General features: G+C 76.6%; 16 protein-coding genes. 11 read left to right on the forward strand and 5 right to left on the reverse strand.

From position 1 onward, the window contains the following. Nucleotides 1-9: 9 nt before the first annotated feature. Nucleotides 10-2,457, reverse strand: a complete 2,448-nt coding sequence (locus ACFZBX_RS22785; protein WP_391535608.1) for a SpoIIE family protein phosphatase — start codon at nucleotides 2,455-2,457, stop codon at nucleotides 10-12. Continuing rightward, nucleotides 2,454-6,326 carry a HAMP domain-containing protein gene (locus tag ACFZBX_RS22790; protein WP_391535609.1) on the reverse strand — a complete coding sequence of 1,291 codons (3,873 nt, stop codon included), beginning with the start codon at nucleotides 6,324-6,326 and terminating at the stop codon, nucleotides 2,454-2,456. Before ACFZBX_RS22790 ends, ACFZBX_RS22785 begins: the two co-directional genes overlap by 4 nt. A gap of 191 nt (nucleotides 6,327-6,517) precedes the next feature. Here ACFZBX_RS22790 and ACFZBX_RS22795 point away from each other — a divergent pair, with 191 nt between their 5' ends. Then, on the forward strand, nucleotides 6,518-6,841 hold the full coding sequence (locus ACFZBX_RS22795; protein WP_391535610.1) for a plasmid stabilization protein: 324 nt from the start codon (nucleotides 6,518-6,520) through the stop codon (nucleotides 6,839-6,841). A 184-nt stretch (nucleotides 6,842-7,025) separates the two neighbouring features. On the opposite strand, the gene ACFZBX_RS22800 is transcribed toward ACFZBX_RS22795, so the two are convergent. Continuing rightward, nucleotides 7,026-7,520, reverse strand: coding sequence for an ATP-binding protein (locus tag ACFZBX_RS22800; protein WP_391535611.1), 495 nt, complete (start codon nucleotides 7,518-7,520; stop codon nucleotides 7,026-7,028). Nucleotides 7,521-7,529: 9 nt separating this feature from the next. Then, the gene (locus ACFZBX_RS22805; RefSeq protein WP_391535612.1) at nucleotides 7,530-7,949 is read right to left on the reverse strand and encodes an STAS domain-containing protein; all 420 of its coding nucleotides are present in this window, start codon (nucleotides 7,947-7,949) and stop codon (nucleotides 7,530-7,532) included. Between the two features lie 222 nt (nucleotides 7,950-8,171). Between ACFZBX_RS22805 and ACFZBX_RS22810 the strand changes: the two genes are divergently transcribed. From ACFZBX_RS22810 to ACFZBX_RS22845, 8 genes are all read left to right on the forward strand, one after another. Beyond that, the gene (locus tag ACFZBX_RS22810; RefSeq protein ID WP_391535613.1) at nucleotides 8,172-8,702 is read left to right on the forward strand and encodes a DUF6328 family protein; all 531 of its coding nucleotides are present in this window, start codon (nucleotides 8,172-8,174) and stop codon (nucleotides 8,700-8,702) included. 53 nt (nucleotides 8,703-8,755) lie between these two features. After that, on the forward strand, nucleotides 8,756-9,544 hold the full coding sequence (locus ACFZBX_RS22815; protein WP_391535614.1) for an SDR family NAD(P)-dependent oxidoreductase: 789 nt from the start codon (nucleotides 8,756-8,758) through the stop codon (nucleotides 9,542-9,544). Then, entirely contained in the window at nucleotides 9,541-10,674 is a 1,134-nt protein-coding gene (locus ACFZBX_RS22820; protein ID WP_391535615.1) for a glutamate--cysteine ligase, read from the forward strand. Before ACFZBX_RS22815 ends, ACFZBX_RS22820 begins: the two co-directional genes overlap by 4 nt. A gap of 75 nt (nucleotides 10,675-10,749) precedes the next feature. Then, entirely contained in the window at nucleotides 10,750-10,923 is a 174-nt protein-coding gene (locus ACFZBX_RS22825) for a CsbD family protein (protein ID WP_380296281.1), read from the forward strand. 91 nt (nucleotides 10,924-11,014) lie between these two features. Beyond that, on the forward strand, nucleotides 11,015-11,203 hold the full coding sequence (locus tag ACFZBX_RS22830; protein ID WP_391535616.1) for a hypothetical protein: 189 nt from the start codon (nucleotides 11,015-11,017) through the stop codon (nucleotides 11,201-11,203). 190 nt (nucleotides 11,204-11,393) lie between these two features. Further along, nucleotides 11,394-11,894 (forward strand): hypothetical protein, encoded by a 501-nt coding sequence (locus ACFZBX_RS22835; RefSeq protein ID WP_391535617.1) that lies wholly within the window; start codon nucleotides 11,394-11,396, stop codon nucleotides 11,892-11,894. Further along, complete coding sequence (locus ACFZBX_RS22840; RefSeq protein WP_391535618.1) at nucleotides 11,894-12,181, forward strand: hypothetical protein; 288 nt, start codon at nucleotides 11,894-11,896, stop codon at nucleotides 12,179-12,181. The genes ACFZBX_RS22835 and ACFZBX_RS22840 overlap by 1 nt, the downstream gene beginning before the upstream one ends. After that, nucleotides 12,109-12,402, forward strand: coding sequence for a hypothetical protein (locus ACFZBX_RS22845; RefSeq protein ID WP_391535619.1), 294 nt, complete (start codon nucleotides 12,109-12,111; stop codon nucleotides 12,400-12,402). Before ACFZBX_RS22840 ends, ACFZBX_RS22845 begins: the two co-directional genes overlap by 73 nt. Nucleotides 12,403-12,411: 9 nt before the next feature. Here ACFZBX_RS22845 and ACFZBX_RS22850 read toward each other — a convergent pair whose 3' ends face one another. Beyond that, a complete protein-coding gene (locus tag ACFZBX_RS22850; protein WP_391535620.1) occupies nucleotides 12,412-12,969 on the reverse strand; it encodes a hemerythrin domain-containing protein in 558 nt (185 codons plus the stop codon). A 227-nt stretch (nucleotides 12,970-13,196) separates the two neighbouring features. Here ACFZBX_RS22850 and ACFZBX_RS22855 point away from each other — a divergent pair, with 227 nt between their 5' ends. Then, the gene (locus ACFZBX_RS22855; RefSeq protein ID WP_391535621.1) at nucleotides 13,197-13,607 is read left to right on the forward strand and encodes a DUF6098 family protein; all 411 of its coding nucleotides are present in this window, start codon (nucleotides 13,197-13,199) and stop codon (nucleotides 13,605-13,607) included. Nucleotides 13,608-13,700: 93 nt separating this feature from the next. Next, nucleotides 13,701-14,303, forward strand: a complete 603-nt coding sequence (locus ACFZBX_RS22860; RefSeq protein ID WP_391535622.1) for a hemerythrin domain-containing protein — start codon at nucleotides 13,701-13,703, stop codon at nucleotides 14,301-14,303. Nucleotides 14,304-14,322 lie beyond the last annotated feature (19 nt).

Raw genomic sequence — 14,322 nt, forward strand, 5'->3', positions numbered from 1 at the left:
GGCCCGGGCCTAACGCGGTTCGCCGGGCCCGTCCGGCTCGACGCGGACGGCGACCAGGCAGGTGTCGTCGTCGGTGTCGGCCGGGCTCAGCTCCAGCAGCAGGTCCAGGTAGCGCTCCAGGTCGGGGCCGGGCGGGCCGGCGGCCCGGATGAGGTGGTCGACCGACTCCTCGACCGGGCGGTCCCGGCGTTCCACCAGGCCGTCGGTGTAGAGCAGCAGGACGTCGCCCGGCGCGAGGCGGGCCGAGTACTCCTCGTACTCGGTGTCCGCGAGGGCGCCGAGCAGCACCCCGTGCGGCAGCGGCAGCACCTCGGCGCCGTCCCGGCCGAGCCGGATCGGCGGCAGGTGGCCGGCCCGGGCCCAGCGCAGCGTGCCGTCGTCCGGGCCGAGCAGCACGCAGACGGCGGTGGCGGTCACCTGCCCCGGTTCGCGCAGGGCCACCGTGTTGGCCCACTCCAGCAGCCGCGCCGGGCCCGCGCCGGTGACGGCGAGCCCGCGCAGCGCGTGCCGCAGGGCGACCATGCCGGTGGCCGCGCCGACGCCGTGGCCGGCCACGTCCCCGACGGCGAGCAGCACCTGCCGGTCGGGCAGCACCAGCACGTCGTACCAGTCGCCGCCGACCCGCTCGCGCTTGGCCGCGGGCCGGTAGCGGACGGCGGCGTGCAGGCCGGTGGCGCCGAGCGGCGGCGGCGCGGCGGGCAGGATGGCCTGCTGGAGCCGCAGCGCCAGCTGTTCGCGCTCGGCCGACTCCTGCTCGCTGTCGGCCAGCCGCGCCCGGGTGGCGCCGAGCGCGACCTCGGTCCAGTGCTGCGCCGACACGTCGTGGTAGGCGCCGCGCACGGCGCTGAGCGCGCCGTCGGCGTCCAGGACCGGTTCGGCCACCACCCGGGTGTAGCGCTGGGTGCCGTCCGGGCGGACCAGCCGGAAGACCGCGGAGGCGGTGCGCAGACGGTGCTGGACGGTGTCCAGCAGCCGCCGTACGGCGGGCTCGTCGTCCGGGTGGACGTACCGGGCGAGCTGCGCCAGCGGAACGGCCGGGGCTCCGGGTGGCAGGCCGAACAGCTCGGGCAGGCCCGCGTTCCACAGGATCCGGCCGGTTCCGGGCTGCTCCTCGAACCCGGCGACCCGGGCGAGGCGCTGGGCCTGGCGCAGCAGCGCGGTCTGGTCGGACTCGCCGGAGTGCTCGTCGTCCCGCTGCCAGCTGAGCAGCAGCCGCCCGTCGAGCGGGGCGACGGCGATCCGCAGGGTAACGGGCTGGGAGATGCCGCCGCCCTGGAAGACCAGGTGGAGGCGGTCGTCGGTGCGGGTCTCCCCGGTCTCCTGGGCGTGCAGCAGCGGTTCCAGCAGGCCGGTGGCGCAGGCCACCGGGTAGGTCTCCAGCAGGGAGGTGCCGTCCAGGCCGCTGCGGGGGCGGCCGAGCGGGTCCCGGAAGGCGCGGTTGGTGCGCAGGATGGTGAAGTCGACGGCCCGCCCGTCACGCAGGACGGGGGCGAGCAGCAGGGCGGGGGTGGGCAGGCCGTCCAGGAGGTCGGCCTGCCGGTCCGGCGGGACGGCGGGCTCGGGGTGGCCGAGGACGGTGGCGCAGAGGTCGGCGAGGGCTCGGAGCTGGCGGCGCTGCGGGGTGCCGAGGGCGGGGGCGGGGCCGGGCCAGAGCACTTCGAGCGCGCCGCGGCGGCGGCCGTAGTCGAGCAGCGGGAGGACGGCCCGGGGCGTGTCGGGGCCGCCGACGGCGGGGCCGGGGGGCGCGGGGTCGCCGGGCCAGTGCTCGGCGCCGGTGGCGACGGCCTGCTGCGCGGGGGTCGGGACGCCGGGCGGCACCCGGCTCCAGGCCTCGGCCTCGTCGGCCGGCAGTCCGGCCCGGGCGGCGAGGCCGAGGGCGCCGCCGGGCAGCCGCTGCCAGACCAGGACGGCGTGGGCGCCGAGCGGGGCCGCGCCCTGGCGCAGGACCGCCTCCACGGCGCCGTCCAGGTCGGACACGGCGGCCAGGGCCCGGACGAGGGTCGGCGGGGCCGGTTCGGGCGGTTCAGGCGGTTCAGGCGGTTCGGGCGGTTCGGCCAGGGCGGACTCCGCGGGCGGTACGGGGCGCTCGGGCGGCGGCCAGGCCGGGCCGGTGCGGCCGGGCTCGGCGGCGCGGCCGACGACGTCGGCGGCCAGGGTGAGGACCGGGACCCCGGCCTCCCGGGCGAGCCGGGCCAGCCGGGCGGCGGCCTCGGCGGGCGGGACGGCCAGCCGTTCGGCGAGCATCCCGGTGGCGAGATCGACCAGCGCCCGGGTGCCCTCCTCCGCACGCATCCGTTCGGCGGCGTGCTGGAGGCGGCGGACGGCGCCCGCGAGCCGCCGCGCGACGGCCTCACCCTCGGCCCCGGCGACGTCGTCTCCGCCCGCGTCGGCCGCCCCGTCGTCCCGCGGGGCGGGGTCGCGCGCGGTGTCGTCCCGGGAGCCGGGGCCGGCGGTCATGACGCGTCCAGCCAGTGCCGCATCCGCTCCAGCAGCAGCACGGTGTCCACGGGCTTGGTGACGTGGTCGTCGGCCCCGGCGGCGAGGCTCTTGGCCCGGTCGCCCGCCATGGCCTTGGCGGTGACGGCGACCACCGGCAGCCGGGCGGAGCGCTCGTCCGCCCGGATGGCGGCGATGGTGGCGTAGCCGTCGAGGCCGGGCATCATCACGTCCATCAGCACCAGGTCGGTCTCGGGGTGGTGGCGCAGCAGGTCGAGCCCGGCGCGCCCGTCGGCGGCGTGCAGGACGGTCAGGCCGTGCTGTTCCAGAGCGGCGGCGAGGGCGAAGACGTTGCGGATGTCGTCGTCGACGATCAGCACGGTGCGTCCGGCGAGCGGTTCCTCGGCCCCGGCCCCGGGCCCGGCCGGGCCGGGGGCGGCGGCGGGGTGCCGACCGCCGAGCAGGGCGATCAGCCGTTCGCGCAACTCGTCGAGCCCGGCGATGAGTTCGAGGCGGTCGACGGTCGCGCCGACGCTCGCGGCGGGGCCGCCGTCACCGTGGTAGCCGAGGACGGGCGTGCTCTCCGGGAGGGCGGTGAGCAGCACGGGGGCGAGTTCGCCGGTGTGGGCGAGGTCGACGACGGCGCAGCGGTAGGACCCCTCGGCGATGGCGGCGCGCAACCCGGCCTCGTCACCGGCGCTGCGGATGCCCGTCGGAGGGTCGTCGCCGTGCGCCTCGGCGGCGGTGCGGGTGAGCAGGGTGAGCAGGGCGGGCGGTTCGGCCTCGACGACCAGGACGCGGGCCTCGGCGGGCGGGGCGGCGGCGGGCCGGTCGCGACGGGCGAGCGGGAGGTAGAAGCTGAAGCGGCTGCCGCGGCCCGCGGCGGAGCGGACGGTGAGGGCGCCGCCGAGCAGGCGGGCGAGTTCGCGGCTGATGGACAGGCCGAGGCCGGTGCCGCCGTAGCGGCGGCCGGTGGTGCCGTCGGCCTGCTGGAAGGCGCCGAAGATGGAGTCGAGGTGGGCGGGGTCGATGCCGATGCCGGTGTCGTCGACGTGGAAGGCCACCGCGGCCTCGGCCTGGCCGAGTTCGGCGGGCAGGGCGCCGGCCTCGACGCGTTCGATGCGCAGGTCGACCCGGCCGGCGTCGGTGAACTTGACGGCGTTGGACAGGAGATTGCGCAGTACCTGGCGCAACCTGGCCTGGTCGGTGACGAGTTCGGGCGGGACGCCGTCCTCGACGGTGATCCGGAAGGCGAGTTCCTTCTGGTCGGCGAGCGGCTTGAAGGAGGACTCGACGTAGGCCAGCAGGTCCTGGACGGCGAAGGGTTCGGGGGCGAGTTCCATCTTGCCGGCCTCGACCTTGGAGAGGTCGAGGATGTCGTTGATGAGCTGGAGCAGGTCGGAGCCGGCCGAGTGGATGACGCCCGCGTACTCGACCTGTTTGGGAGTGAGGTTGCCGGCCGCGTTCTGGGCGAGCAGTTGGGCGAGGATCAGCAGGCTGTTGAGCGGGGTGCGCAGTTCATGGCTCATATTGGCCAGGAACTCCGACTTGTACATCGAGGTGAGGCTCAACTGCCTTGCGCGTTCCTCCAGTTCCTGCCGGGCCTGTTCGATCTCCAGGTTCTTGGCCTCGATGTCGCGGTTGCGGTCGGCGAGCAGCCCGGCCTTCTCGGCGAGTTCGGCGTTGGAGCGCCGCAGCTCCTCCTGGCCGTCCTGCAACTCCTCGGAGCGGGCCTGGAGTTCGGCGGTGAGCCGCTGGGACTCGCCGAGCAGTTCGTCGGTGCGGGCGTTGGCGAGCAGGGTGCCGATGTTGACGCCGCAGGCCTCGGCGAACTGCTCCAGGAAGTCGCGGTGGACGGCGCTGAAGGGGTGGACGGAGGCGAACTCCATGACGCCGAGCAGCCACTCCTCCAGGGCGATCGGCAGGATCACCACCGAGCGGGCGTGGCTGGCGCCGGCGCTGGAGGAGACGGTGGCGTAGCCGGGCGGCAGGTCGTCGAGGGTGACGGTGCGCCGGGTGCGGGCGGCCTGGCCGACCAGCGACTCGCCGACCCGCACCCGGGCGGGGGCGGCCCCGCCGGAGGGGATGCCGTAGGCGCTGATCCGGGCCAGCGCGGTGGACTCGCCGTCCTCCTCCGCCAGGTAGAAGGCACCGTACTGGGCGCCGACCAGCGGGGTCAGCTCGTCGGTGATCAGCTCGGCGACGGCGCGGATGTCGCGCTGGCCCTGCATGGAGGCGGTGAAGCGGGCGAGATTGGTCTTCAGCCAGTCCTGCTCCTGGTTGGCGCGGGTGGTCTCGCGCAGCGACTCGACCATGAAGTTGACGTTGTCCTTGAGGTCGGCGACCTCGCCGGAGGCGTCCACGGTGATCGAGCGGGTGAGGTCTCCGGCGGCGACGGCGCCGGTGACCTCGGCGATGGAGCGGACCTGCCGGGTGAGGTTGCCGGCGAGTTCGTTGACGTTCTCGGTGAGCCGCTTCCAGGTGCCGGAGACGCCCTCGACCTCCGCCTGGCCGCCGAGCCGGCCCTCGGTGCCGACCTCCCGGGCCACCCGGGTGACCTCGGCGGCGAAAGAGCCGAGCTGGTCGACCATGGTGTTGACGGTGTTCTTGAGCTCCAGGATCTCGCCGCGCGCGTCCACGTCGATCTTGCGGGTGAGGTCGCCCTCGGCGACCGCCGTGGTCACCTGGGCGATGTTGCGCACCTGGCTGGTGAGGTTGTGCGCCATGAAGTTGACGTTGTCGGTGAGGTCCTTCCACGTCCCGGCGACGTTGGGGACGCGCGCCTGGCCGCCGAGGGTGCCCTCGGTGCCGACCTCCCGGGCCACCCGGGTCACCTCGTCGGCGAACACCGACAGCGTGTCCACCATGGTGTTGATCGCGCCGGCGAGCGCCGCCATCTCGCCCTTGGCCTCCACGGTGATCTTCCGGGAGAGGTCGCCCCGGGCGACGGCGGTGGCCACCTCGGACATCGAGCGGACCTGGCCGGTGAGGTTGGAGGCCATCACATTGACGTTGTCGGTGAGGCCCTTCCAGGTGCCGGAGACGCCCCGGACGGTGGCCTGGCCGCCGAGGTTGCCCTCGGTGCCGACCTCCCGGGCCACCCGGGTGACCTCGTCGGCGAACGCCGACAGCTGGTCGACCATCGTGTTGATGGTCTCCTTCAGCAGCAGGATCTCGCCGCGCGCGTCGACCCTGATCTTCTGGGTGAGGTCGCCCTCGGCGACGGCGGTGGTGACCTCGGCGATGGCGCGGACCTGGGCGGTGAGGTTGTCCGCCATCACGTTCACCGACTCGGTGAGGTCACGCCAGGTGCCCGAGACGTCGCGGACGTCGGCCTGCCCGCCGAGCCGGCCCTCGCTGCCGACCTCCCGGGCCACCCGGGTCACCTCGTCGGCGAACGCCGACAGCTGGCCGACCATGGTGTTGACGGTGTTCTTGAGCTCCAGCAGCTCGCCGCGGGCGTCGACCTCGATCTTCTGGGTGAGGTCGCCGCGGGCGACCGCCGTGGTCACCTGGGCGATGTTGCGCAGCTGGCGGGTGAGGTCGCCGGCCATCGCGTTGACGGCGTCGGTGAGGTCCAGCCAGGTGCCCGCCGCGCCGGGGACGTACGCCTGGCCGCCGAGCCGGCCCTCGCTGCCGACCTCCCGGGCCACCCGGGTCACCTCGGAGGTCACCCGGGCGAGCTGCTCGACCATGCCGTTGAACACGCCGGCGATCTCGCCCGGCACGCCCGGCAGGTCCGGGCCCAGCCGGGTGCGGAAGTCGCCGTCGCGCACCGCCGTCAGCCCGGCGAGCAGCTGCCGCAGGACCTGGTCGGGCTGGTCCGCGCGGCCCGTTCCGGCCCCCGGCGCGCTGCCCGGCACGCCGTCCGGTGCCTGGTGCTCGTCCATCCGTCCACCGCCCGGATCCACCGCACGGCCCGATCGCCGAGGGGCGGTCCCGCCGTGGGGAGCGGCGGCGCCGCCCCGCCTCCCACTGTGCCACCGTCGCGCGGCGGGTGACACGCGGGACGGGTGGTTCGGCGGCGGCCGGCCGGGTAGACGCCGGTGGCAAGAACGGGGAACCGGAGAGGAGCACGGCCATGCCCCGAGGATCGAGCCCCAAGCGGGAGCGGCAGTACGAGCACATCAAGGAGAGCGCGCTGGATCGCGGCGCGAGCGAGAAGCGGGCCAAGGAGATCGCCGCCCGGACGGTCAACAAGGAACGCGCCCGGCACGGCGAGTCCAGGACGGCGAGCCGCAGTTCCACCCACGACATGTCCTCCGGCCGGCGCGGCGGGCAGCGCTCGCACCGGGGCTCCGGCGGGCCCACCTACGACCAGCTGTACAACGAGGCCAAGCAGCGCGGCATCAAGGGGCGTTCGAGGATGAACAAGCGCGAGCTGTCCCACGCGCTCGGCCGGTGAGGACGGGGAGGCTCGTCATGACCGTCCCGACCGTGCCGCCGCCCGGCCATCCGGACACCGAACCGTTCCCGCACCCCCACCCCAACCCGGCGCCCCACCCGGATCCGGATCCGGCGCCGCCCCCGGTGCCGCCGTTCCCGCCGCCGGACCCCGACCCGGGCCCGCCGACCGGGCCCCGGCCGCTCTAGCCACCACGGTGGTCCGGCGCACCACGGTGGTCCAGCGGCGACGGCACCTCCAGCCAGACCGACTTGCCCGCGCCCTCGGGCCGTGAGCCCCAGGCGCGGGCGAGCCGGTCCACCACGCGCAGCCCGTGCCCGCCCGGCTGCCCCGGGTCGGCGGACGGGCGCAGCCTCGGCGGCTGCGGGCTGGCGTCGACGACCTCGACCCGCAGCCGCAGGGTGTCCCAGCGCAGCCGCAGCTCGCTCGGGCCGCCGGGCGCGTGCAGGCAGGCGTTGGTGACGAGTTCGGAGACCATCAGCAGGACGTCCTCGAAGACGGCCACCTGCTCGTCGTCCGGCCACTGCCCGCCGTTCGCCGCCAGCCAGTGCCAGTCGACCAGGGCCCGGTGGCTGAAGTCCCGCGAGCGCTGTACCGCACCCTCGGCGCCGCCCAGCGTCAGCCGCCGGGTCTCGTCCCGGTCGGGGTTCGCCGCCGCGGCGGGGTCCGGGATGGTCATCACGGCCCCTCACGCACCCGCGTCGGGCGCGAGGGCGACGGCGACGCTGGGGTGGATCCGCAGCACGGTGTCCGCCCCGGTGACGGCGAACAGCCGGACGACGGCCGGGCGCGGCCCGGCGACCTCCAGCCGGACACCGGCCGCGTCGGCCTCGCGCCGGGCGAGCAGCAGGATGTTCAGGCCGGTGGAATCGCAGAAGCGCAACTCGGCGAGGTCGACCAGGATCCGGGTGAGGCCCTCCTCGGTCGGCCCGGCCAGCGCGGTGCGCAGCCCGTCCGCCGAGTCGTGGTCGAGCTCTCCCCCGACGGCGACGATCCGCACCGGTCCGACGCGCCGCACCGCGACACGCAGCTCCCCTGGCCGGTAGGCCTCCGGGGCCCCGTCCCCCGCCTCCCCGGCACCCCCGGCGCCCCCGGCGGACAGATGCATCGCTGGCTCCCGGTCCGGTCGCAACGGCCGTGTGCCGTCCAGACCATGATGCCGCGCGCCGGCGCGGGCCGCGCGAACGGCGGGCGCCGGCAGCGTCCGGGTGCTCTCGTCCACGGCCGGCGTTTGCCCGCCCCCGGCCCGGCTACACGCGAAGCGGGGCGGCCGGTGGATGATCGGGACGGGGACGCGGGAGGGCCGACGGACAGGACGGAGGCGGGCCGGATGGCACCGGGAACGGGCGGGCCGGACGGCGACGCCCCGTGCCGCACCGGGCGGCAGGAGTCGCCGGAGGAGCGCGCGGACCGGCGCTGGGGCGATCTGCTCCAGGAGGTCCGGGTCGCGCAGACCGGCTCCCAGGTCCTGTTCGGCTTCCTGCTGAGCGTCGTCTTCATGCCGCGCTTCGCCCAGTTGGAGCAATTCGACCGCAACCTGTACGTCGTCACCGTGGTCCTGGGCGCGCTGGCCACCGGCTCGCTCACCGCGCCGGTCTCCTACCACCGGCTGTTCGCCGGCCGCCGGCTCAAGCCGGAGCTGGTCGAGGCCGCCGGGCGGCTGGTCGCGATCGGTCTGGTGCTGCTGGCGCTCACCATCGGCTCGGCGCTGCTCCTGCTGCTGCGGGAGGCCGCGGACGGCGCCGTGGCCGCCTGGATCACGGGCGCGGTGATGGCCTACTTCGCCGTCTGCTGGCTGCTGCTGCCGGTGTTCCACCTGCGCCGCCACAACGGCGGGGGAAAGCGCCCGCCGCACGACTGAGCGGCGCCGCCGCGGGGACGTTTCACCCCCGCCCGGGCGGCAACACGCCCGCCATGAGGACCCACCGACATCCGCCGCCACGCACCGCCGTCGTGACCGGGGCCGGGGCCGGGGTGACCCGCGCCGAGGAGGGGTTCGGGCCGATCGACGCCCGGGTGAACGATGCCTTCGCCGGGGTGTTCGCGCTCTTCGCGAACACCCCCGCCGCCGAGTTTCGCCGGGTCGCCGAAGTCACCTACCTTGGGAACGTGAACGGCAACCGAGCTGCGCTGCACCGGATGCTCCCCCGCGACCGCGGCACCGTCGTCCAGGTCGGTTCGGCCGTCGCCCACCGGGGCACCCCGCTGCAGAGCGCGTACAGCGGCGCCAAGCACGCCCTCCAGGGCCGGCACGAGCCGCTGCGCTGCGAACTGCTCGCCGCCCGATCGGGCGTGCGGGCCACCATGGTCCAGTTGCCGGCCCTCGCCGGCCCGCGGTTCGACCGGGTGCTCAGCCGGCTGCCCGGACGCGCCCGGCCGCTGGCACCGGCGTACCGGCCGGAACTCACCGCCCGCGCCGTGCGGTACGCCGCCGACCACCCGGCCCGGCGCGAGGACCGGGTCGGCGCGAGCACGGTGGCCACCCTGCCGGCCGACGCGGTCGCCCCCGCCGACCTGTGGACGCCGGTCGACGACGTCGCCGACCACGGCGCGCGCGGCCGCTTCGACGGCGAGGCCCCCGGGCGCAGCCCCCGGCTGTGGGCCTCCCAGCGCCACGGCCTTCCGGCGGCGGTCTCGGCCGGCCTGCCGGGCGCGGCGGCCGATGCGGCGCCTGCCCCGGGTCCGGGGCGGAGCCGGCCGTGAACGCGCACCCGACCCCCAGGACGGTGCCGACCGTCGGGGTGGAGGAGGAGTTCCTGCTGGTCGACCGCCGTACCCGGCTGCCCGTCGCCCGCGCCTCGCAGGTGCTGGCGGCCGCCGGCGCGGTGCTCGACGAGCGGGTGCAGCCGGAGTTCCTCCAGGTGCAGGTGGAGACCACCAGCCTCCCCGCGCTGCGGCTCAAGGAACTGGCCGACGACCTCGCCCGGATGCGCGCCGTCCTGGTGGCCGCGGCCGCCGACGCGGACTGCCTGCTGGTCGCCAGCGGAACGCCGGTGCTGCCCGGACCGGACCCGGCCGTGCTCACCGACAACCCGCGCTACCGGCTGATGGCGGCCCGCTACCCGGCCGCCGCGGACAGCAACAGCGGGGCGCTGTGCGGCTGCCACGTGCACCTGGGGACGCTGGAGCGCGGGCTGGCGCTGGCCCTCGGCAACCGGCTGCGGCCCTGGCTGCCGGTGCTCCAGGCGCTGACCGTCAACTCCCCGTTCGACGCGGGCCGCGACAGCGGGTTCGCCAGCTGGCGCGATGTGCGCTGGTCGCGCTGGCCCACCGTCGGCGCGGCGCCGCTGGTGGACGAGCGCGGCTACGAGCGGCGCGCGGACGCCCTGGTGGCGCGCGGGACGCTGCTCGACCGCCGGATGATCTACTGGTACACCCGGCCGTCCGAGCACGTGCCGACGCTGGAGGTGCGGGTCGCCGACGTCAGCGCCGACCTGGGGAACGTCCTGCTGCTGGCCGGGCTGCTGCGCGGCCTGGGCGCCGTACTGCTCGACGAGGCGAGGGCCGGACTGCCCCCGCCCGCCGTGCCGCACGGCCGGCTGGCGGCCGCCCACCGGCGGGCCGCGCAGACCGGCCCGGTGGGCGAGGGGATCGACCCGTTCACCGGGTGGCCGGTGCCGATGCCCGCCCTGGTGGACCGGCTGCTGGAGCGGGCCGCGCCGGGCCTGTCGGCCGCCGGCGACCTGGCGGCCGTCGAGGCCGGGCTGGACCGCCTGCGCCGGCTGGGCAGCGGCGCCGAGCGCCAGCGCCGGGACTTCCGGGTGCGCGAGTGCCCGCAGGACGTGATCGACGGGCTGGCCCGGCTGACCGCCGCCGTCGCGCCGCCCGGCTGAGGCATGACGCGCCCGGACCGGGGCAGACGCGCCACGGGCGGGCACCGGCCCGCCAGTCGAACGGAGGCGAACACCATGGCGACCGACGACAAGGTGCGCAACATGGCCGAGAAGGCCCGCGGCAAGGCCAAGGAGGCCGCCGGCCGGGCCACCGGTGACCGGACGATGGAGGCCAAGGGGCGCGGCACCCAGATGAAGAGCGACCTCAAGCAGGCCGCGGAGAAGCTCAAGGACGCGGGCAAGGACTGACGCCGCCCTCACGGCCGTGGCAACGCACCGGAAGTGGGTGGTGAGCATGACCGACCCAAACGACCGTACCCGTGAGCCCCGGGATCCGCCCGTGCGGAGCGAGAGCCCCGAGTCCCGGATGACCGGCGAGGGCTCGCCCCCGCCGGAGCACGAGGAGGACAAGGGCCCGGCGGACGGCCCCGAGTACGCGGTGACCCGCCCGGGGACGGGGGCGCCGGAGCGCGAGCCCCCGCCCGACCGGCCGGCCGGCGGTCCGCAGCCGTACGAGCCGCCGGACTGACCCGCTCCCGCACACCGTTCGCCGCAGGCCCGGTGGGATGATCACAGATTCCCACCGGGCCTGCGGCGAACGGGTGATCCCGTCCTGGTGTTCGCGCACCCGACGGCGTTGCGCGCGGGACGCGCCCGCCCGCACGGCGGTAGACCTGGGGCCGCGCCGCGGCGGCCCGACGACCCGGGGGGGTGAGCCGATGCGTACGGCCGTGGAACTCCTGCTCTGGTGGGGCCTGTTGCTGCTGCTCTACGTGGTGCTGATCAGCTCGGTGACCGCCCTGGAGGCCGCCGTCGGCGGTGGCATCGCCGCCCTCGCCGCCCTCGGCACCGTCGCCGCCCGCCGGGCCTCCGGCGCCACGACGGGCGGGCAGGCCGGCTGGGCCCGGGCGCTGTGGGCCTTGCCCACCACCCTGCTCTCCGACACCGGTCGGCTGGCCGCCCTCGTCCTGCACACCGTGCTCCACCCGGGCCGGCCCCCGACGGACGGCGGCTTCCACACCGTCCGCCTCTCCCCCGGCACCGGCCCCGCCTGGGCCGGCGCGCTGCTCTCCGCCACCCCGGGCGGCATGTCGTCGAGGCCCGCGCCGGCGCGCTCGCCCTGGCGGGCCTGCCGCCGTTCGGCACCGGGCTCGGCAAGGCCGTCGCCGAGGAAACGGCCAGGGAGCGGGCGGGCCGGCTGCCGGTGGTGTTCGTCCTGATGTCGGCGGTCACCGGCGGCGCGGTGCTACGGGCCGCGCTGCGGGTGTTCGGCGGGGTCGGCGCGCGGCCCTCGGAGCACCCCGAGGAGGCCGCCACCCGCGGCGAGGGCGAGGAGCCCGGGACCGGCGGGCCCGGCCGGCGGCTGCCCGCCCCGATGATCGCCGTCCCCGCGCTGCTGCTGCTCGGCTGCCTGGCGGGGGCGCCGTCCCGGGCGTGGCCCGGGCGCCGGCGCAGGCCGCCGCCGCCTTCACCGACCGGCCCGGCTACCTCGCCGACGCCCTGCTGACGGGCACGGCGCCCGCCGCCGGGCCCGTGCCCGAGGCGTCCTGGACAGCGCCCGGCGTCCTCCTCGGCCTGCTGTCGGCCTTGCTCGCCGCCGCCGTCCGCCACCACCGCGCCGCCGTCCTGCCGCTGCGTCGCCTGCACTCCGGCCTGCTGGGCGACTACGTGGCCTGGCTGACCTTCGGGCCGGCGGCCCTGGTCCTGGCCCTCGCCGCCCAGCTGTGACCGGGCCGCCTACGACGCGCCCGGGGTGAGGAAGGCGCGGACGCGTTCGGTGAGGGAACGTTCGGGCGGGGGCAGATGGTCGGCCGGGCGGGCGGTCGGGGGCTGATGCCGGGGACGCCCGTCGGAACGCTCCTTGGTCTCGCGGGCGCGGTCGCCGAGCGCGCGCAGCTCCTCCGGGGTGGTGACGGCGCGCAGGGCGGGGAACAGCCGGGCCTCCTCGTCACCCGCGTGCCGGGTCACCTCCTCGATCACCCGGGCCAGCAGCCGGTCGAAGCGGTTGGAGCCCGCGCCGGTCAGCCGCAGCTCCTCCAGCAGTGCCTCCACCCCGTGGTGGTCGGCGAGTTCGCGCTCCACCACGGCGGGGCCGTCGGACAGCCGCTCACGGGCCAGCGGGTAGAGGTGCCGCTCCTCGGCGACGGCGTGCCGCACCAGCTGGTCGATGACCACGGCCGCCAGCTCCCCACGGGCCGGGTCCCCGAGCGGCATGCCCTTCATCTCGCTGAAATGGGTGAGCATCGCCCGGTGGTCGGCGGTGAGCTCCTCCAGCAGGTCTGCGTCACGGCGCATGACGGCCTCCTTCCACGGCGGGCCCGGCCGGCCGCTCCGGCGGCCCGCACAGACGGCTACCCGGGCGGACCGGCGGCACGCGTCACCGGCCAGCGAAGGGCCCGCGCCCCGCGGTCCCCGCCGGGGCGATTGGGGCGGGGCTCGGAGGGCAGGCGCCCGGTGCGTCCCGGTTCCGGGAGGGACGGCCGGGACGGCGGCCGACCGGGGGGAGCGCCTGCGGGGACCTCATGGAGCTGATTGACGACCTGGAGTTGCTGACCGACGTCGCCACCGGCGACCTCGACGTCTACCTGCGCTACTCGCGCGGCCCCGAGGCGGACGCGGCGGGCAGCCTGGACCACGAGGCGGACGTGCCCCTGCCGGGCCTGTCCGTCACACCCCTGCGCCCGGAGCCCTGGTGGCCGCGCCCGGCGGCCGACTGGGTGGCCCGCCGGGTGTTCAGCTACGCCCACCTCGCGGAGAAGCGCTCCGACCGGCGGCCCTGGATCCTCACGGGCCGGGTGGCCGGCACCGGCCCCGACCACGAGCCGCTGATCGCGGAACCGCTGCCGCTCGCCTGGCTGGGCCCGAAGCTGCTCGCCCAGGCCTCCGAACGGTACCGGGAGCGGTTCGCGCGCGGCCGCGACTCCGCCGACTGAGCGCCGGGGACGCCCGGGCCGACGGCTGGGAACGCTCGCGTCGGGCAGACGCCGAGGTCACCCGACATCCCGCAGCGCCCGCGCGGAGGCACCATGAACGGCCCGGAAGGCCTCCTGTGTGAACTGTCCTCCGCCCACCGCGCGGTCGAGGCCTTGCTGCGACGACTCGACGCCGTCCACGCCCGGGGCGAGCACGCCGTGGCGGACGGCCGCCGGCTGCTCGCCGAACCGGACCGCGTCCTCGACGAGCACCTGACCGTCGAGGAGGCGCACTTCCACCCCCTCGTCCGCCGGTACCTTCCCGCCGGGCGGGCGCTCGCGGGCGCCACCGCCCACACCCACACGACGGTGCGGCGGCTGCTGGCGCGGGCGACGGACGAACGGCTGCCGGCCGCCGACCGAACCCGCTGCACCGGCGCCCTGCTGGTCCTCCTGCGCGCCCACCCCGGACGGCGAGAGCCGGCGCCTGCTCCCGCTGATCCGCGCCGCCGTCCCGGCGGCCGAGCTGCGGCGCTGCGCCGACCGGCTCGCCGAGGCCCGGCGCGAACGGCCCGGCTCCCCCGTCGGGGGGCTGCCGCCCGGCACCGGGGCGATCGCCTCCGTGCGCGACCGCATCACCGGGCACGGCAGCGCGAACCGGCCGCATTCGCCGTGACCGGCGGCGACCCCCGGTGGACGGTGCGTCAGAGTCCGTGAGCCCCCGGCCCGGAGCCGT

This window comes from Kitasatospora sp. NPDC008115 (genome assembly GCF_042957205.1).
In the GTDB taxonomy this organism is placed as follows: domain Bacteria; phylum Actinomycetota; class Actinomycetes; order Streptomycetales; family Streptomycetaceae; genus Kitasatospora.